Source organism: Burkholderia sp. WSM2232 (assembly GCF_000472545.1).
GTDB lineage: Bacteria > Pseudomonadota > Gammaproteobacteria > Burkholderiales > Burkholderiaceae > Paraburkholderia.
This window is the reverse complement of sequence record NZ_AWZV01000008.1, coordinates 166,565-185,461: the sequence shown is the minus strand read 5'-3', so window position 1 is coordinate 185,461 and position 18,897 is coordinate 166,565. Positions and strand designations below refer to the sequence as shown.

Here is an 18,897-nt window from a genome sequence, read left to right as displayed (position 1 = left end):
TTGTCGGCTAAACAGTCGATACCGGGGCGGCAGGGTCGGCCGCACCGGGCGACGGTGCTCCCGCTACCGATTGCAGATCAAGATCGTCGCGGATACAGGCCTTGAAGTGCTCGGGCGAGACGACACGCAAATGTGGTGTTTGCGTGGCGCAGTCGGGCAGTGAATACCGGCAGCGTGTGCGAAAAGCGCAGCCTGACGGCGGATTGCGCGGACTCGGCACCTCACCTTCCAGCACAATCTGCTCACGCCGGCGGGCAGGATTGATTTCCGGGATTGCCGATAGCAGCGCTTCGGTGTACGGGTGTTGCGGTTCGCTGAAAAGTTTGCGCGTCGGCGCGACTTCGACAAGGCGGCCGAGGTACATCACCGCGACGCGATCGGAAAGATGCCCCACGACAGCCAGGTCGTGTGAAATGAACAGAATGGACAGTCCGAGCTTCTGCTTGAGTGACGCGAGCAGATTGATTACCTGCGCCTGAATCGATACGTCCAGCGCCGCGACCGGCTCGTCCGCGACGAGCAGTTTCGGCCGCGTCATGAGCGCCCGTGCAATCGCGATGCGCTGGCGCTGGCCGCCAGAAAACTCATGGGGATAGCGGTGCGCATGTTCAGGTCCCAACCCCACGGCGCGCAAGGCCTCCATCACGCGGCTTTCGCGTTCCTGACGGTTCAAACCGAGACCGTGGATCGTCAACGGCGCCAGCAGCGTTTCCCGAACCGTCTTGCGCGGATTGAGCGACGCATACGGATCCTGAAACACCAGTTGCATGCGCGCGCGCACCGACTTGAGCGCGCGTCGCGGAAAGGACGCGATGTCGTGACCGTCGAATCGAATGGCACCGCCACTCGAATCGCTCAGACGCAGCACGGTACGCCCGATGGTCGATTTGCCTGAACCGGATTCACCGACTAGCCCCAGCACCTCACCTTCGAACACCTGAAAGCTCACGCCGTCCACGGCCTTGACGTGTTCCTTGCCGCGCGAAAACAGGTCGCCATCGACGGGATACCATTTCTTCAGGTCGTTCACCTCGAGAACAGGTTTGCGCTTCATGCGGGCTCTCCTTGCAGACCGGCTTCGATTTCCTGCCAGCGCACGCAACGGACGCGATGATCCGCGTCACAGGTCACCATCTCTGGTATCGCGGTATCGCACTGACCGGCGACGCGAAAGTCGCAACGGGGAGCAAATGCGCAACCAGGCGGAGGATTGAGCGGATCGGGGACGTTGCCGCGAATTGCCGGCAAACTGTTGAGTCCGCCCGCGCCCAGATCCGCAAGACGTGGCACGGAACGCAGCAGACCGGTCGTATAGGGCATCCGTGGCTTCAGAAAGAGTGAACGAGCCGGCGCTTCCTCCGCCACACGGCCGTTGTACATCACCATGACTCGATCGGCGACCTGACCGACTACGCCGAGGTTATGAGTGATGAAAATCATCGCCATGGCCGACTGCTCCTGAATGTTTCGCAACAACGCAAGGATCTGGGCCTGCACGGTCACGTCGAGCGCGGTCGTCGGTTCATCGGCGATCAGCAGCTTGGGTTCGCACGAGATCGCCATCGCGATCATTGCGCGCTGGCGCATGCCGCCAGACATTTCGTGCGGATAGTCATCGAGCCGTTTAACCGGATCGGCGATGCCCACCAGTGCGAGCAGTTCCGCAGCAAGCGTGCGCGCTGCGCGGCGGCCGACATCGCTGTGGCAAAGGACCGCCTCCATGACTTGCGCGCCGATCGTCTTCACCGGATTAAACGACGTCATGGGTTCCTGAAAGATCATCGCCACTTCGCGACCGCGAATGCGGCGCATGTCCTCTTCTGACTGTTTCAGCAGGTCGATCACCTGTCCGCTCTTGCGGTGCAACTGCACTTCGCCCTGTACGGTGCAAGTGCGCCCTTGCGGCAACAAACCGAGAATGCCGAGACTCGTCACGCTCTTTCCCGACCCCGACTCGCCGACGAGCGCCAGAGTTTCTCCTCGAGCAAGCCGCAAGGAGACATCCTGTACGGCGGGAACATGCGTTCCGCCCCGACTGAACGACACGTTCAAATTCCGTACCAGGAGTACGTCGTCCGCGCTCATGACGCTGCTTCCACTCAAATGCGTAGTCGTCATGCTCGCCCCTGCTTGGGATCCAGCGCTTCGCGCAAGCCGTCTCCCAAAAAATTGAAGCTCGTCACTGCAATCGCGATCATGGCGCCCGGTATGATCGCGAGCCAAGGTGCAGTCGTGAGCGAAGTCTGCGCGTTGTTAAGCATGTTGCCCCAGCTAGGCATTGGCGGCTGAATGCCATAGCCGAGAAAGCTGATGTAGGACTCCGCCAGAATCGCGTGTGCAACCGTCAGCGTGGCCGATACAACGATTGGCGCAACCGCGTTGGGTAAGAGCTCCGAAAACATGATGCGGGCATCCGAAGCGCCGAGCGCCGCTGCTGCGACCGCGAAGTCGCGTCGACGCAACGAGCGGACCTGTGCTTCTACGACGCGCGCCACTTCCATCCACGACGTACTGGCGACTAGCACGATGATCGACGTCACGCCCGGCTTCACAAAGGCGGATAACGTCAATAGCAGGAAGATTGTGGGAAAGCACAGCATTGCGTCGACGATCCGCATCAGTACCGCACCCGCCACGCCGCGATAAAACCCCGCGATAACACCGACAATCACACCAACGACCATACTCATCAACATGGCCAGAATGCCGACAGACAGTGAGATGCGGCCAGCCATCAGTACGCGCGCCAGCGTATCGCGGCCCAGATCGTCCGTGCCCAGGATATGCGGCCCTGCAAACGGCGCGGCGAAACGATTCATGAGATCGATGTAAGTGTCGTCATACCGCAGCACATACGGACCGAATGCGCAGGCCAGGCCCAGCAGCAAGACGACGCACAGGGCACCAACCGCCACCGGGTTTTTCATGAAGCGGCGGGCCGCGCTACGCTTTTGCGCTGCCGGCCGGTTCGCACATGCTCCATCTGGAACGATGAAATCGGACATTGCTACCTCAGGCGAACTCGCGGATCGACGACGCCATACAGGACGTCGGCCATAAAATTGCCAGCCAGCACGACTACTGCACCGAACATCAGCACGCCCATGATGACCGGGTAGTCGCGATAGCTAATCGAATCCAGAAACAGTCGGCCCATGCCAGGCCATGTGAATACCGTCTCGGCGACGAGCGCACCGCCCAGCAGTTGCGGCAGTTGCAAACCGAATATCGTAATCATCGGTAGCAGTGCGTTGCGCAAGGTGTGATTCAGCAGAATCCCTGTGCGGCTCACGCCTTTGGAGCGCGCGGTACGGATATAGTCCTGACCGATGACCTCCAGCATCGAGGCACGGATGTAGCGACTCCAGCTCGCCATGTTGACGACGGCCAGCACGGTCGCCGGGGCGATCAGATGCCAGAGCTCATCGAGAAGCGAATGTTCGCCGATCGTGGCGCGGTTACCAGGGGGTAGCCATCCGAGCTTCACCGAAAAGAAATAGATAACGACAAAGCCGATCCAGAATGTAGGGATGGATACCAGAACCATCGACAGAAAGGTGGTCGAGACGTCGAACAGGGAATTTCGGTAAATTGCGCCAGCAATGCCAATAGGGCCACCGAGCAACACGGCGAGAAGCATCGCTGTGCCCATCAATTCAAACGTGGCGCCGAGATGAGAACCAATGACGGCGAGCACGGGCTGTCCGTCACGATAGGAGTGCCCCCAGTCGCCACGAAGAATGTGGCCCACCCACTCCATGTACTGCATGGGCAGCGGACGGTCGAGTCCGAGTTGTTGCTCTAGCCGTTTGGCGTCGCCAGCATTCATGTCGCCGCCGCCCATCTGTGCCATGGGACCGCCTGGCGCCAGATGCAGCACGGCGAATCCAATCATGCTGACGAGCAATAGCAAGGAAACGTACTGCGCGAAGCGTCGCAAAGTAAATGCGGCCATGCAGTCCTCCGGGAGGTTGCTCAGATTGTCATGCACAGCCAGCCGCCGCGCCGGCCGGCTTGCTGTACATGCGACGCTGCTTAGAACAGCTTGCGGATACCCGCGCGAACCAGTACCTGGGAAGCCGAAGCCGACGAACTGCCGTTTGCCGAATCGCCAACCGATGCCGTCGCGTTTACAACGTTGCCGTATGCGTCAAGCGTGCTTCCTGACGCGTGCTGGTAGGCCGCGGTCGCGTAGAGCATCGTCGTCCTGCTCAGTGAGTAGCTGCTTGTGAGGGTGACCTGCTGATAGTGCGGACGCGAAGCTGTTCCATTCACCGACTGGCCCAGCGTGTACGAGTAACCGGCTCCGAGCGCCACTGACGGCGAGTAGTGCCATAGCGCGTTTGCGCCAGCCGACTGAAACGAAATAGCGCGGCGCAGCAGCGACACGCTCGACGGGTTGTAGTGCGTATAGCCGTAGCTCAGACCCAGCGACACCGGTCCCAGCTCATAGCGCGTAGCGGCGTCGACGATTTGCACGCGCTTGGCACCGGCGAAACCCGCCGTGACCGAGCTGTTAAAGTTCCCCGCACCGGTACCGTTCCAGGTATTGGCCGTCGAGTTGCTGTTGTCCATGCGCAGGTAGGCCACTGCGATGCCCCACGGACCGGTCGTGTACTTCAAACCGGCACTGATCGTGCTGTCCTGGCTCATTGCACCCGCGACACCGCCGAACGCGTAGAGGAGCTCGCCGCTCAAACCCGCGATTTCCGGCGAGCGATACTTGACGGAGTTGTTGATACGGGCGTAGTTGTCATAGTTCGAGATATCGCCAGCGTAAGTGCCAGAGAAGTTGCCATATGCAATGGGGCCGTAAGACTGAACGAGATCGGTGATCGCTTCGTATTGGCGACCGAACGACACGGAGCCGTAACGGTCGTTCTTGAAGCCGACGAAGGCCTGACGGCTGAACTCGACACCGCTGGTAGAGAAGGCGCCAGTCGCGATGCTGAACCCGTTTTCCAACGTGAAGAAAGCCGAGTTACCACCGCCCAAATCCTCGACACCACGCAGCCCCCAGCGCGAGCCCGAATAGCCGCCGCTGTACATGGCAAACTTGGACTGATTCTGGTAACGGACAGGACTACCAGCGGAGCCGGTACTTTGCGCAACGGCCACATTGTTAATGTACTGCAGGCTAGCGTCAGCAATCCCGTAGAGCGTCACACTGCTTTCCGCATGGGCTGACACAAGGCCACCCGCGGCGAGAATGGCGACGAGAAGTTTGGTTTTTTTCACCTTAGGAGTCCATAGTTTAGATACGTTTATTGCGCTCGACCGACAGAAGCACATGCCGGCATCCATAAACTCGCTCAGTCGGAAATCCGATCTATGCGGGTTGCCATGGCCGCCCGTGCGTTGCAGCAACGCCCTCACTGGCACGTTCCTGCGCAACCCGTTGCGTCGCCATTTTGCGTAACATCGAACCGTTCATTCAATGTTCAATATGTTGCATACCTTACGGGGCCAAAAATCGGCCTGTCAAGTCTTCAAATAGAGAACGGTGGCCTTTGATGCGACGACGCTACGGCGGTCGCCCGAACTCTTGCGAGGGGCGTTCAGAACGCTGAAAAATAATCCAGCGTGGCTTGAACGCCGTCTTTACCGTGCGGAATGTCTAGTGCTCGCATTCCGAGTTCCACGCAGGAAAGCACACCAAGAATCATCGCCTCGTTCAAATCGCCCATGTGGCCAATGCGAAATGTCCGCGAAAACAAATCTCCGAGTCCGCCTGCAAGCAGGACGTTGAAGCGCGACCTGAGCAGCGCGCGGAGTGGTTCTGCATCCCACCCCTCCGGCATCACAACGGTTGTGACAGACTGGGAAGCGCGCTCGGGTTGGAGGCAGTACAGGGAAGGGCCACCGCCCCTGCTCCATGCCATGACTGCGGCGCGCACACCGCCGGCGAGGCGCGCGTGGCGTGCGTAGAGACGCTCGTCGCCTTCTTCCTGAATCAGCCTCAAGGCCTCGTTTAATCCAAAGATCAAATTGTTCGGCGCGGTTCCACTGAAGCTTCGTTGGGGCCGCTCAAGCATGGTCTTCCAGTTGAAGTAGCCATTCGGGGCATCGATCTTCAGATGCCGACTGAGCGCGCGCGCGTTCACTGCCGTAAATCCCAGGCCGACCGGTTGCATCAATCCCTTCTGTGAGCTACCGATCAATGCGTCGACGCCCCAAGCATCCATTCTCACCGCGCAGCAGGCGATCGAAGACACTGCGTCCACCACAAGAAGCGCTGGGTGGCCCGTCGCGTCCAGAGTCTCCCGAATCTCGTCCACGGGCAGGACAACTCCCGTTGCAGTTTCGTTGTGGACTACGCACACCGCCTTGATGGTATGCGTCCCGTCGGCAGCCAGCACCTCTCGTAGGAGAGACACGTCGACACCCCTGCGGCGATCCGCTTGCAGATGCTCGACGTGCAACCCAATTCCTTCACACAGGGTCGCCCAATCGTCGGAGTGAAGCCCGGACTCGACCATGAGCACTGTTTCGCCGCGCTTGAAAAGGTTGATCATCGTCCCTTCCCAGGCGCCGTGCCCCGAGGAGGTGTACATGAAAAGGTGCTGACTCGTGCCTATCAGCCTGGCAAGCGCCTCTCGCGAGGCAGCGTAAGCAGCGCGGAACGCCGGATCGTTGAAGTCGCTCGCGGAACGTGCAATTGCGCTGAGCACGCTGTCGGGGAAATTTGTCGGCCCGGGGCTGGCAAACAGTTGCCGACCGCGAACGGGACCAGACAAAAGCAGGGATTCTGTCTTCATTGGCTTGAATTTAAAAAGACCTGACCACGAAACTGATGCAGCCCAAACCATCGGGGCCCGAATGGGGACACTGAACACGAACGTCGCATCCCGCGATCGATTATGAACGAACCTCCGATCTGTTCACTATATTGTTGACAGATTCATTTTTGAATAACTACGATTGCTCCACCTTGCTGTGCGCCCCTAACCACCCTATTGCTCACGATGCCGTCGAAATTCGCCTTCAGGAACGCCTTCAAAACCTCGCCTGCTCGCCGCAGACTCTTGATCGCGCTTGGCATGGCAGCCGCAAGCCCGCTAATGCCAGCATCAGCAGCAACCGCCGTCAGCAAACAAGCACCGAAAGGACAGGCAGTGATCGGGTTTTCGAACGAGCCAACGGTGTTCAATCCGCTATTCAAGGGCCTGTCGGTGGATCAAGGTGTCTGGTGGAACGTGTTCAGCCCGCTCTGGCAACTCGATGAGACGGGGAAAGCGATACCCGTGCTCGCTCGCGAGATCCCGAGCGTTGAAAACGGCGGTCTGTCGGCCGACGGTTTGACGTGGCGAATCCGTTTGAGGGAGGGGGTGAAATGGCACGATGGGCAGCCGTTCACGGCTGAAGACGTCAAGTACACAATCGAACTTCTGAAAAATCCGGCTTTCCGGGCGTCGAGCCGCTCTGGACACGAGCTTGTGAACAATATTCGCGTTGTTAGTCCACTGGAACTCACCTGGCAGCTCTCTCAGTCGTTTGCACCGTATTTGTCCCTGCTTTCGTGGACGTTCATTGTCCCAAAACATGTCGTGGGCGCGGCCGGCGATCCCAACACTTCGACTTTCAATACGGCGCCGGTCGGCACCGGACCCTTCAAATGGGGCGAAAGGATTGCAGGCGACCATTTGACCTTGAAGGCCAATCTGGATTATTTCGGCGCTGGTCCGCTACTGGAACGTCTAGTGTTCAAATACGTGCCGGATCTGACCGCACTCTTCACCCAGTTTCGCTCCGGTTCTATTGACTTCCTTGGACTGCAAGGCGTCCCGCCAGATCAGTACGCACAGGCGAAAGCGATTCCCGACGTCGAAATTCACGTCTCGCCGCTCCCGGCGGTGCAGAACGTTACGTTCAATCTCGGGCATCCCGTGCTTGTCGAAAAGGCAGTGCGACAAGCGCTTTATTACGCGCTGGACAAGCGCTCTATCATCGAAGCGCTCTACCATGGGTTGCCGAAAGAGACCGAGTCGTACCTGCCCGAAGGCAACTGGGCCTACCGCGCCGATCTGCCGAAACACCAATACTCGCTCGACAAGGCCAGGAAGCTGCTCGACGACGCGGGCTGGAAACCTGGTCCGGATGGCGTGCGGGTAAAAAACGGTCGTCGCCTCGAATTCACCAATTCCACGGTCGCCGGTAATCCCGCGCAGGAGCAGACGCAGTTGCTGCTTGCCCAGACCTGGAAGGCAATCGGCGTCTCGATGAACATCCGCAATATGCCTGGAGCGGTCATCTGGGGCAAGTTCTGGTCACAGTCCGAATTCGACAGCCTCGTGACTTACACGAACTGCACGATCGCATCGGACCCGAACGTAATCGACCGTTTCGGCAGCCATTCCATTCCGGCGCAGGGCGGCTTCGGCAGCAACGTCTATCAGTTCAAGAACGCGACGGTCGACACGTTGTTGGAAGACGCGGTCAAAACTGTCTCACAGGATCGGCGCAAGCAGGATTACTTCACAATACAGGGCATCATGCGTGACGAACTTGCGATGCTGCCGATGTTTCAGGTGGTTTTGATTGAAGGCAATCGCAAGAGGCTGGTCGGCTTCAAGAACAACGTGAACGTGCTCTCGAATGCGTGGAACGCATCCACCTGGTACTGGAAAGCATGACCACCGCCATGAACATCAAGGACCAACTGAAACGGTGCACGCCGGATATGGGATTGGCCGGCCGCCTGTTCGACGAGCTTTATGCGCAGGGTTTCGACGGCGTAGGCATCACTCGTGATGCTTACGGGCCCGGTGAAAACGCTGCGCACGCCTTGATGAGCACCGAGGCGAAAAAGCTCGGTCTGGAAGTCATGAGTGACTTCGCGGGCAATCTCCATATGACGCTGCCGGGCCGCGATCGCACGGCGCCCCGGATTCTCCTCGGTAGCCATCTCGATACGGTCGCTCAAGGTGGTAACTACGACGGAGCAGCGGGCGTCATCGCGGGTCTCGCCGTCGTTGCCGGACTCATCAACGGCGCGATCACCCCAGCGGTCGATGTCACTGTCATTGCTGTGCGGGCTGAAGAAAGCGGATCATGGTTTCCAGCCGGCTACCCCGGCAGCAGAGCCGCACTTGCCAGCTTACCGCTCGATTTGCTCGAGGCACGTCGCAAAGACACTGGCCGCACCCTGGCAGATCACATGTTGGAATCCGGATGTGATGTCGACGCCATTCGCCGGGGGGAGCGTATCTTCAGTCCTGAAAACGTGAAGGCCTATATCGAACTGCACATCGAGCAAGGTCCGGTGCTCGACACCGAAGGCATCCCCGTCGGTATTGTAACCGGCATCCCATCGTCGCGCCGGTTGAGGGCTGGGCGCGTGCTTGGCGAATACAACCATTCGGGTGCGACTCCCCGTAAGTATCGGGCCGATGCGGCAATCGCCCTCGCAGAACTCGCAGTGCGTATGGACCAGCACTGGGAGGTCCTCGACAATGCAGGGCGCAAGCTCGTCTGCACGTTCTGTGTCCTCGAAACGACAGAAGACGCGTCGTTTACCAAAATCCCCGGTCAGGCGCGATTCCAACTGGATGTACGCAGCATCGATCCGGACAACGTGCAGGCCATGTTCGATCATTTGCATGCAATCGTGCCCGACATTGAAGCGCGTCGATGCGTGCGCTTTGAACTTGCCGGCGAAGGCGTCAGCGACGGAGTACCGATGAGTCCCGAACTGCGCCGCGCGCTACTAGCTGCAGCTCAAGCGGCCGACGTGCGTTGCATCGAAATGCCTTCTGGTGGCGGACATGATCCCGTTGCTTTCGCTCAGGCAGGCATACCTGCCGCGCTGGTCTTCGTCGCTAATCAGAATGGCAGCCATAATCCGCACGAAGCGATGCGCCTTGAAGATTTTGGCCAAGGTTGCCGTGTGCTTATGGCCTGGATCCTACGAGAGACAGACGTCATATGACGAGGACATTCAACTCAGGAGTCAAATGATCGTGAATGACCAAGGTATCGAAGCCGCACGCGTACGTACGCGAACCGATCTGGCTGCGGCGCATCGGCTCGCCGTCATGTACGACTTCCAAGAGGGAATTTTCAATCACCTCACCGCACGAGTGCCAGGTGCAGAAGATCGCTATTATCAGATTCCCTTCGGCCTGCACTGGTCCGAGGTCAATGCCAGCTGTTTCATGGAGGTCGGATACGACGGCCGCGTTCTGGCAGGTTCTGGGGACGTGGAGCCATCGGCTTTCGGAATTCATGCGCCTATTCATCAGCGCATCGACTACGCCGAGGCTGTCTTCCATACTCACATGCCGTTTGCCGCAGCCATGAGCCGCCTCGCCGACCCGCGCATTCGCCCGATCGGACAAACGGAACTGAGCGTGATGCGCCACCTCGTCTACGACACCGACTATCACGGTCCCGCGACCGATACGGGCGAGGGCAACCGGCTTGTCGCGCTTCTCAAGGCGCATCCCGGCAAGACAATCGTCGCGATGGCGAATCACGGAATTCTCTCGCTCGGTTCCATCGCCCATGCATTCGACCGCCTCTATTACTTCGAGCGAGTTGCGCAGGTACAAATGTACGCTTTGTGGACGCACGAAAAACTGAATCATCTGCCGCAAGCCGTCATAGACCGAGCGAATGACGGTTACGCACGTAGCGGTGGCCGAATCGGAGCGAAGACGTGGGCAGAACATCATTTCGACGCGCTCAAGCGAATTCTCGATCGTCGTGAACCTGACTATCGAACATGAATGGCGTCATCTGCTTTGCCCACAAAAGCTACCAGCTAATTGAGGAATACAAATCGCGGGGCCACCAGGGCAGCATGCTAGCGGTTCGGACTCCGGAGGACCTGGAAAGCACAATAGGCGAGGTCGAGTTCCTGTGCGTCTCCGGCCTGTGGCAGCGCGAATTCCTGCAGCGCGCAGAAAGACTGCGCTTCGTGCAGGCAACCAGTTCCGGAATAGAACAGTTTGATCTGGCGGCGTTCAGGAAACGCGGCATTCGTCTTTGCAACGCAAGGGGCCTGAACGCCAATTCCGTAGCGGAGCACGGGATGGCACTTATGTTGTCGGCCACGCGGCATCTCGCGTCTGCACGCGACAGGCAGCGCCAAAAGCTCTGGCGGCCGCTCGTGTCCGATCGTTCACTTCGCGAGCGCGAGGTACGGGGAAGTACTGCCGTCATCGTCGGCAAGGGTGCAGTTGGCAGCCGACTCTGCGAACTCGTCGAAGCGTTCGGCATGCACGCACTCACTGTATCCCGGACCCTATCGAAAGAGGGTGTGCACCGCATCGATCGGACGGCGCTTTATGCGGCACTTCGTAGAGCGGACTTCGTGTTTCTCACCTGTGCGCTCACCCACGATACGCGACAGTTGTTCGACGACGTCGCGTTTGCATCCATGGCACCACACGCGTGGCTCGTGAATCTCGCGCGCGGCGCCCTGGTCGACGAGACCGCATTGATCAGGGCACTTGACCGGGGGTCCATTGCCGGCGCTGCGCTCGACTGCTTTGCGGCTGAGCCGCTTGCTGCGCATTCGTCTCTCTGGGCGCGAGACAACGTGATCATCACGCCGCATACGGGCGGCGAAACGAGCGGGTTTGAAGCGCGCTTCATCAACCAGTTCGAAGAGAACCTCGTGCGGCTCGCCAATTCCCAGCCCCTTATAAATGAAATCGTGACGCTATGACCGACCACCCACTCACCGACTCCACTTTGCGCATTCTGGAAACGCTAATAGCGTTCGAGACCAGCAGTAGATACTCGAATCTGGAACTGATTGACTTTGTGAAGCACTACTTGAACGATCATGGCATCGAGTCGACGCTGACCTACGACGAAACAGGCAAGAAGGCCAATCTCTACGCCACAATCGGTCCCGTCGACGTCGGTGGGCTTTGCTTTTCGGGACATACCGATGTCGTCCCCGCCGATGGCCAGCCGTGGACCGTGCCGCCATTCGCACTTACTCGTAGATCAGATCGCGTGCTCGGCCGCGGAACTGCTGACATGAAAGGCTTTCTTGCCGCGGTGCTTGCCAACGTCCCGCATTTCATCAAGACCGCGCGCACCACTCCTATCCATCTTGCCTTTAGTTACGACGAAGAAGTCGGGTGCAAAGGCGTCCCAAGGCTGCTGGCCGAGCTTGACAAGTCGGCTGCAAAGCCGCGCGCGTGCGTCATCGGCGAGCCAACGAGCATGCGGCTCGCTGTTGCTCACAAGGGCAAGCGAGCCTATCGCTGTTGTGTGAAAGGGCTGGCGGGACATTCCGCTTTGACCCATCTCGGCGTTAATGCTGCGGACTTCGCCGCTGAACTCGCGGTGTTTCTACGAAAGACGGCAAACAAGATTCGTGATGAAGGGGCGCGCGATGAGCGTTTCACGCCGCCCTATTCCACGGTCCACACCGGCCGGCTCACCGGCGGAATCGCCCTGAATGTGATTCCGGATCACGCAGAGCTCGATTTTGAAATCCGCAATCTGCCGGATGAAGACGTGGACGGCATCGTCGATACTGTGCGAAGCCATGTTGTCAACGTGCTCGAACCGGATATGCATAATGTGTCCGCTGATACATCCATTCGCTTGGAGCAACTCTCGTCTTATCCGGCGCTGAGCGACGAATCGGCCACCGATCCCGCTGCAGTCTGGCTCAAGCAGCTCGCATGGAGTGTTCTCGACCTCAAGACGGAAGACACACTTTCATTCGGTACGGAAGGCGGACTGTTTCAACGTATCGGTATCCCGACCATTGTGTGCGGACCGGGAAACATCTCCGATGCTCACAGGGCCGACGAATTCGTGGTAATCGCGCAGTTGCAGCAATGCCTGCATTTTGTTCAAGGAATGGCAACGGCCGTCCAAACCGACCTGCCTGCGTCCAGGTAGCGCCGCTCAAGACGCTCCCCTTCCTGCCGGTCCGACTTTCATATAATCAGAAAACAAACTCTACGACATCATGTCAATTACCCTGATCAAACAAAGCGCCCACGCAGTTCTCGAACTATCCGGTCCGGTCCCCGTACCGTTGAGTGATCCCGCATGTCAAACCGCCTCTCTCGATGTCGCTATCCCCGGACGCGAACACGTGGAAGCGGGCATCTGGGAGTGCGAGCCTGGGAAGTCGAAGCGCACCGTCGAGAAGGCTGAGATCGTTCATATTCTCGCTGGCGAAGCAAGCTTCACCAGCGAGGAGGGCCAAGTGGTCAACATGCGCGCCGGCGACACGCTCTTCTTTCCGCCAATGACCAAAGGATATTGGGAGATCAGAAGCAAAATCCGAAAGGTTTTCGTGATCGTTTGAGGTGACTGCCATCTTCGGCCGCATGCTATTAAGGGGACTTCTCAAGTGCCGTTTTTTTCGCTTAGAGCGCAACGTTTGCCCTAATCGGGATTGTTTGAAAGCAAATGAAATCAGGCGTGGAGAAGATCTCCAAGGTAAGCGACATATCAAGACCGATCGTACAGGCCCGCGCGACGGCGGCATGATGGCATCGAGTAGAGCGGAAAAATAGCTAGATGTGGTGGATTGGCCGCCGCGTGCAGCTTGTCGGCCACACGCCATGGCAAGAGCGCGTCGATGAAAGAAAGTCTATGGCCAGCGATTCTCGCTAGCACATAGTTTGGGTAACCTGTCCTCGCGACTTACCCGCGACTGTATCTCCACCCGCGGATGGCCGCCGCGAATCTGGCGCGGGCAGAACAACCTGAGGGCGACTTCGCCGGGGGCGGTGTCTGCCCTTATCGGGCAACCAGGTAGCCAATGACACGGCGCCCATTTCGCCGTCGCAGCAATACTCGTCGTAGTACGACACGACATGTTCAAGCAATGAGACAACCCTGGTCATCTGCTGAGGCTTGTCGGAAAAGACGAACGCCAGCAGATAGAAGCAGCCCGCAAGAATGACCGGCATCCATAGCCATGTGGTAGCAGTCGTAGTGAGTTTCTGAGCACCAGCAGCGACAGCCAGCCATGCCGGAAACAGCCCGATCTTTTCAGATCGCCGCTGGTCAGCGCGATTCTAGCCTCGAACGCGTCGCGATTAAACCGGTACTGCATCAATGCGTTTCAAGGAGCGATTTCGGAGAACCCGCTAGCACCACGAGGAAGTCGGCGTATTCCCTGATGTCGGAGTCGACAGTGTGAAGCACAGCCCCAAACGGGTCTTTTCTGATTCCAAGGAGGGGGTACGGCTAAAATCTTGGACTGGTTATGCCACGATTCCAAGACTTTCCCGGTATTCGAGTGGGCTCAGGGAGCCGAGCGAGACCTTGATCCGGGTTGCGTTGTACCAGCGGATATACGAATCGAGCGCTTCGATGAAGTGATCAACCGTCGTAGCCCTCCAGTCACGAGGATAGAACAGTTCCGTTTTGTGCCGGCCGAAGAAGCCTTCACAGGCCGCGTTATCAGGGGAGCATCCTTTGCGTGACATCGAGCGAACAAGCCCGGCATCGTGCATCCGCGATAGCCATCCCGGCCAACGATAATGCGCACCGCGATCGAAGTGGACCACCGGCCGATCGTCACTATCAGCCGTCGACTCGATGGCCGAATCCAGCATGGTATTGGCGAGTTCAGCATCTGGCCGCGTGCCGATCGTCCAGCTCACGACAAGACCGTCGAAGCAGTCGATCAGCGGCGACAGATAAACCTTGCTCGCCGGGATCTGGAATTCAGTGATGTCGGTGAGCCATTTCTGGTTTGGAGCGACCGCCCGGAAATCGCGATTGAAGTCCGGCGGCTGCCCACTTCACTGCAATACCCGGAGGTAGTCCCTGTCGTGTTAATGGGCAACGTCACGGCTCAGTCACCGCACTTCGTCGCGCTTGAAGCAGAGGAGGCTCTCTGGACCCGGAAGCTTCGCATGAAGCGTGGGCATGCACACACGTTCCTCGAAAATGTCTGGAACCAGTATGATCCTCACTCGGGGCCGTACTGGTCATCGCTTTTCGGCTCGTTGGAGGGTGAACTGCCGCAACTGCGCAAAGTTTCTTCGCACAGCGTCGGACATGACAGATTGGGCGGCGTCATGCTGCAGCATTACAGTCCCTACAAGGTCGCGGAAAATTTTAATCTACTGGCCTCGCTCGCGCCCCGTCGCGTCGATCTCGGCATCGGCAAGGCGCCTGGCGGGCTGCCACTCTCGACGCGCGTGCTGCAATCGGCGCGCGACCCTGCGCACAAGCCCGATTTCGCCGCGCTCGCATTGGAGCTGGACCGCTATCTCGCCGATGCTCTCGCCGCGAATCGCGAACACGATGCTGCCGACGGCGACGAGCAGTCCGGTTCCGTTCTGCGAGCCACGCCGCTGCCGCCTTCGCCTGCGCGCCCTTTTCTGCTCGGAGCAAGCGTCGAGCGCGGCGCTTGCGGCGCGGCTTGGCTGGGACTTCATGTACGCGGCTCACATCAACGGCGCGCCGGACGAGATCCAGCGCGCGTTAGAGCGTTACCGCGCGGCATCGAACGGATGCAAGGCATTGCTGGCACTCTCCGTCATCGCAGCAGAAAGCGCTGACGAAGCAGCGCGGCTCGCATCGGACACGCGGCGTTTTCGCGTGCAGGTCGGCGATCAGCAACCGGTCACGGTGGGCAGCATCGCGCAGGCCGAAGAGTTCGTTCGTCAGGCAGGCGGCGGCGCTCATCGCATCGAAGAACGCGAGAACCACATCGTGCATGGCACGTCGGACGCCGTGCAAGACGCGCTCGGTGAACTGCAAGATCGCTATGGCGTGGATGAATTCATCATCGACAATCCGGTGACGGACGCCGCGCAACGTGTCGCCTCGGTGCGTTTGCTGGCGCGCGGGTTCCGGCACGGCAAAACACCGCACGCCGCCGAAGCCACGCGCGCCTGAAACGATTCCAGCGACTCAACGATGAGAGACACAGTGCGCGTTGCCACTGCCGACGATGCACCGGCATTTAATCGTCTGCATCAACAGTTGTATGCGCCGCTGGCGCAGCAGCGCAGTCAACGGCACCGGTAAGTGGCTCGTCAACGCGGAGCGGCAAGACAGATGACATTGCGAGCGTCGATATTGATGCTTGCTACTCGGAAGATTGCCGCACACCAGCTGCGCGTGTAGGAACGCGGTTTCGACGTGATCCAACAATGCGCTGCCCGCGCCTGGCGCTTCTGGCGTTCGGAAACGCCGCACGCCTGCCCTGACTAAAGGAAGCAAAGCCGACAAGCTGCATAGTGAACGCAAAGTCTGCACCCGGTCGCACGCCATTGAGCGCTCCGTCAGGTTTCGCTACTTGAAGGATTGGCGACGATCTAGGTGCTCGTGCCGACCGACCGAAAGTGGCCGCACGGAGCCCCACATCAGCGGCGAACCATCGCCTCAGGTACGCGTTTTCGTGCAAGTGGCATGCATCGACCCCGAAGAGACATTCGGCATTCCCGTTTTCGGTCACTCAAATGCGTTCGAGAGCAAGCACGGACACTGGCGCAGCTAGCCTTGGAAACAGTCGCACGGGTTTGAAGGTGACAGCGCGTTGGCGCGCTTCATCACCACGTACAACGACGCAACGTGAACGTTTTTTCCTATAACTGGAGTGCTACTCGCAAACTCAACCGATGGCGGTTGCCATCCAAAGAATACGAAAGCCAACAGAGCGACATCAATGCAATTGACGCGAGCCGTCAGGTGATTTATCGTGAAGCCATGCAACGTCAACTGATTTCCTTCGCGAGCGTCACGACCACGACGACCACCGGCAACGGCGGGTCGTCTGGAGGGTGCACGCGGTAATCATCGCGTTTGCGTACCACCAAGGGCCCCGCCGGCAACGGACGGGGCCCTTGGCGTTTACGGCTCTTCGTGTGTTGTCGGCATCACACCAACATGGAGTCATCGTGAACGAAATTGATCATCGCATTTTAGGTAGCAAGCTCGACCTGTTTCACCAGCAGCAAGAAGGCCCTGGCATGGTATTCTGGCATCCACGCGGCTGGGCGCTATACCGGGTACTGGAAGACTATGTGCGAGCGCGAATGCGTCGCGCGGGCTTCCGCGAAATCCGCACGCCGCAACGGCTGGCGCGTTCGTTATGGGAACGCAGTGGACATTGGGACAAATTCGGCGCGCAGATGTATGCGCTGCCCGGGCGATCGTCGATCGAGCCATCGACGGACGTCGATCACAACGACGCGCAGGCTCTCTGCCTGAAACCGATGAGTTGTCCGTGTCATGTGCAGGTCTTCAATCAGCGCATTCGCTCATATCGTGAGTTGCCAATCCGGTACAGCGAGTTCGGTGCCTGTCACCGCGACGAGCCGTCGGGCTCACTGGAAGGGCTCAAGCGCACGCGTGCGTTTGTGCAGGACGATGCGCATGTGTTCTGCACGGAATCGCAGATCGAACAGGAAGTAGCCCGCTTTTGCGAGTTGTTGCGTGCCGTCTACGCTGCCCTAGGATTTCTGTCGATCACGGTCGCGCTGGCGACTCGGCCCGCGCAACGGGCGGGTGAGGACATAGCGTGGGATCGGGCCGAAGCATCGCTTGCGGCAGCCGCGCGCGCGGCGGGTTTGCAATTCGACATCCTGCAGGGCGAGGGCGCCTTTTATGGACCGAAGCTCGAGTTTCAGCTGGCTGACAGTCGTGGCCGGAAGTGGCAATGTGGGACCATTCAGCTCGATTTCGTGCTGCCCGAACGGTTGGGCGCGCAGTTCGTCAATGACGAGAACGTGCGTGACACGCCGGTGATGGTGCATCATGCGGTGCTCGGCAGCATGGAGCGTTTCATCGCGATACTGCTTGAACATTACGAGGGCCGGTTGCCGGTATGGCTTGCGCCCGAACAGATCGTGGTGGCCAATATCAGTGACGCGCATGCGCCGTATGCAATCCGGGCGGTACAGGTTCTTACCAACGCAGGATTGCGCGTCGTTGCAGATTGCCGGGCAGAGCGGCTGGAGCGGAAAATCATCGATGCTCGAGGATTGCAGATACCGTTGATGATTGTCGTGGGCGCACGTGATGAACGCGATGGGACGGTAAGTATCCGGAAGCGCAACGGCGACCAGTTGACCCTGCCGCTTCAAGAAGCGGTCACGTCGTTGTCGCGCGAGGCGGGCTGGCCAGAACGCTAGTCGGTATCCCGGCCTGTCCGGCGCCTGCCCCATCAGCAGTGAGTGGTGGTCGTGTCTGGGATGATAGGAGGTCGTCGACGTTTGTCCCGCAGCGGCACGCTCTCCCGGCCAAAGGTGCCGAATGCGACCGCAGCAGGCGCGGGCTTCCTCCGTGATGCACGTCCGGTTGCGGTCGAGTCCATTGAGAACGTATGACCGGGAGACGTTGACAACTCACGCGGCGAGGAGATCAGTTTCCGTCTTGTGCGCAATCACAAGGCTGCAAGGAAATCGTCGCCCGGATCACCGAATGCGTCGGCGATCCCAATCCCGGCCGCGCTGCAGGCGTCGACAAGAAGCACCTCGCAGCGCGCTCGCAGATCCCGGTCCTTCTCCAGCTGCCAACGCAGCTTTCGCGCCGCGAGGCTCATCGTCGTGTAGGTCACGAATGCCTCGCCCCGCATATGCTTTTCCAGCGTAGGTCAAAAAGGTGGCTGTCGGCCGTAGCCTCAAGGGGAAATGTGTGAGGTTGGGCACGCTGCAGACCAATATTGCGCTGGTTGACACAGAACGGCGGCCCCGCCGAAGATAAGCTCAGGCTGAAGCGCGACAAGATGCAATGAACGCATGCACCGCACCGAGGGGACGCCCCCACACACCGCTCTAATGGGCAGAGGTGCCCGGGAAAATTTGTACGGCGTGAGTTCGCAAACGTCGTCCAGTGCGATCCTGAATCCGAGCGCGCGCAACACATGGCAGCGCTTTTCCAGCTGCTCGTCGAGGTCACCACTTTCCAGGACTTCCGACACAAAGCGCCCTCAGAGGCAGGGAAGTCGGT

At 59.2% G+C, this 18,897-nt stretch carries 15 protein-coding genes and 1 pseudogene; 8 read left to right on the top strand and 8 right to left on the bottom strand.

Annotated elements, in window-relative coordinates; all coding sequences use genetic code 11:
* Nucleotides 1–7: 7 nt before the first annotated feature.
* From F757_RS33175 to F757_RS0108510, 6 genes are all read right to left on the bottom strand, one after another.
* Nucleotides 8–1,054 (bottom strand): ABC transporter ATP-binding protein, encoded by a 1,047-nt coding sequence (locus F757_RS33175; RefSeq protein WP_051376715.1) that lies wholly within the window; start codon nucleotides 1,052–1,054, stop codon nucleotides 8–10.
* Entirely contained in the window at nucleotides 1,051–1,995 is a 945-nt protein-coding gene (locus F757_RS0108530) for an ABC transporter ATP-binding protein (RefSeq protein WP_232221375.1), read from the bottom strand. The genes F757_RS33175 and F757_RS0108530 overlap by 4 nt, the downstream gene beginning before the upstream one ends.
* Before the next feature lie 119 nt (nucleotides 1,996–2,114).
* On the bottom strand, nucleotides 2,115–3,005 hold the full coding sequence (locus tag F757_RS0108525) for an ABC transporter permease (RefSeq protein WP_027211032.1): 891 nt from the start codon (nucleotides 3,003–3,005) through the stop codon (nucleotides 2,115–2,117).
* A gap of 2 nt (nucleotides 3,006–3,007) precedes the next feature.
* Nucleotides 3,008–3,955, bottom strand: coding sequence for an ABC transporter permease (locus F757_RS0108520; protein WP_027211031.1), 948 nt, complete (start codon nucleotides 3,953–3,955; stop codon nucleotides 3,008–3,010).
* Between the two features lie 80 nt (nucleotides 3,956–4,035).
* On the bottom strand, nucleotides 4,036–5,238 hold the full coding sequence (locus F757_RS0108515) for a porin (RefSeq protein WP_051376714.1): 1,203 nt from the start codon (nucleotides 5,236–5,238) through the stop codon (nucleotides 4,036–4,038).
* Nucleotides 5,239–5,558: 320 nt separating this feature from the next.
* Nucleotides 5,559–6,758 carry a pyridoxal-phosphate-dependent aminotransferase family protein gene (locus F757_RS0108510; protein ID WP_027211029.1) on the bottom strand — a complete coding sequence of 400 codons (1,200 nt, stop codon included), beginning with the start codon at nucleotides 6,756–6,758 and terminating at the stop codon, nucleotides 5,559–5,561.
* 282 nt (nucleotides 6,759–7,040) lie between these two features.
* On the opposite strand from F757_RS0108510, the gene F757_RS33170 reads away from it, so the two are divergent.
* The 6 genes from F757_RS33170 (at nucleotide 7,041) to F757_RS0108480 (ending at nucleotide 13,285) form a co-directional block, all read left to right on the top strand.
* Nucleotides 7,041–8,633, top strand: a complete 1,593-nt coding sequence (locus F757_RS33170; protein WP_198021369.1) for a peptide ABC transporter substrate-binding protein — start codon at nucleotides 7,041–7,043, stop codon at nucleotides 8,631–8,633.
* A complete protein-coding gene (locus F757_RS0108500; protein WP_051376724.1) occupies nucleotides 8,630–9,928 on the top strand; it encodes a hydantoinase/carbamoylase family amidase in 1,299 nt (432 codons plus the stop codon). Before F757_RS33170 ends, F757_RS0108500 begins: the two co-directional genes overlap by 4 nt.
* A gap of 25 nt (nucleotides 9,929–9,953) precedes the next feature.
* On the top strand, nucleotides 9,954–10,727 hold the full coding sequence (locus F757_RS0108495) for a class II aldolase/adducin family protein (protein WP_051376713.1): 774 nt from the start codon (nucleotides 9,954–9,956) through the stop codon (nucleotides 10,725–10,727).
* Nucleotides 10,724–11,671, top strand: coding sequence for a D-2-hydroxyacid dehydrogenase (locus tag F757_RS0108490; RefSeq protein ID WP_027211026.1), 948 nt, complete (start codon nucleotides 10,724–10,726; stop codon nucleotides 11,669–11,671). The genes F757_RS0108495 and F757_RS0108490 overlap by 4 nt, the downstream gene beginning before the upstream one ends.
* Nucleotides 11,668–12,870, top strand: a complete 1,203-nt coding sequence (gene argE, locus F757_RS0108485) for an acetylornithine deacetylase (RefSeq protein WP_035466516.1) — start codon at nucleotides 11,668–11,670, stop codon at nucleotides 12,868–12,870. The genes F757_RS0108490 and argE overlap by 4 nt, the downstream gene beginning before the upstream one ends.
* Before the next feature lie 70 nt (nucleotides 12,871–12,940).
* Nucleotides 12,941–13,285: a cupin domain-containing protein gene (locus F757_RS0108480; RefSeq protein ID WP_027211024.1), complete on the top strand. Its 345-nt coding sequence runs from the start codon at nucleotides 12,941–12,943 to the stop codon at nucleotides 13,283–13,285.
* Nucleotides 13,286–14,192: 907 nt separating this feature from the next.
* Here F757_RS0108480 and F757_RS33165 read toward each other — a convergent pair.
* Nucleotides 14,193–14,714, bottom strand: a pseudogene (locus tag F757_RS33165) (IS3 family transposase); the annotation flags it as partial.
* A gap of 748 nt (nucleotides 14,715–15,462) precedes the next feature.
* Here F757_RS33165 and F757_RS36115 point away from each other — a divergent pair.
* Both F757_RS36115 and thrS read left to right on the top strand, forming a co-directional pair.
* Entirely contained in the window at nucleotides 15,463–15,840 is a 378-nt protein-coding gene (locus tag F757_RS36115) for a hypothetical protein (protein ID WP_051376711.1), read from the top strand.
* Nucleotides 15,841–16,790: 950 nt separating this feature from the next.
* A complete protein-coding gene (thrS, locus tag F757_RS33155; protein WP_232221374.1) occupies nucleotides 16,791–18,080 on the top strand; it encodes a threonine--tRNA ligase in 1,290 nt (429 codons plus the stop codon).
* Nucleotides 18,081–18,331: 251 nt separating this feature from the next.
* Here the strand turns inward: thrS and F757_RS0108455 are convergent, their stop codons facing one another.
* Nucleotides 18,332–18,505 carry a hypothetical protein gene (locus F757_RS0108455; RefSeq protein ID WP_156923563.1) on the bottom strand — a complete coding sequence of 58 codons (174 nt, stop codon included), beginning with the start codon at nucleotides 18,503–18,505 and terminating at the stop codon, nucleotides 18,332–18,334.
* Between the last annotated feature and the right edge of the window lie 392 nt (nucleotides 18,506–18,897).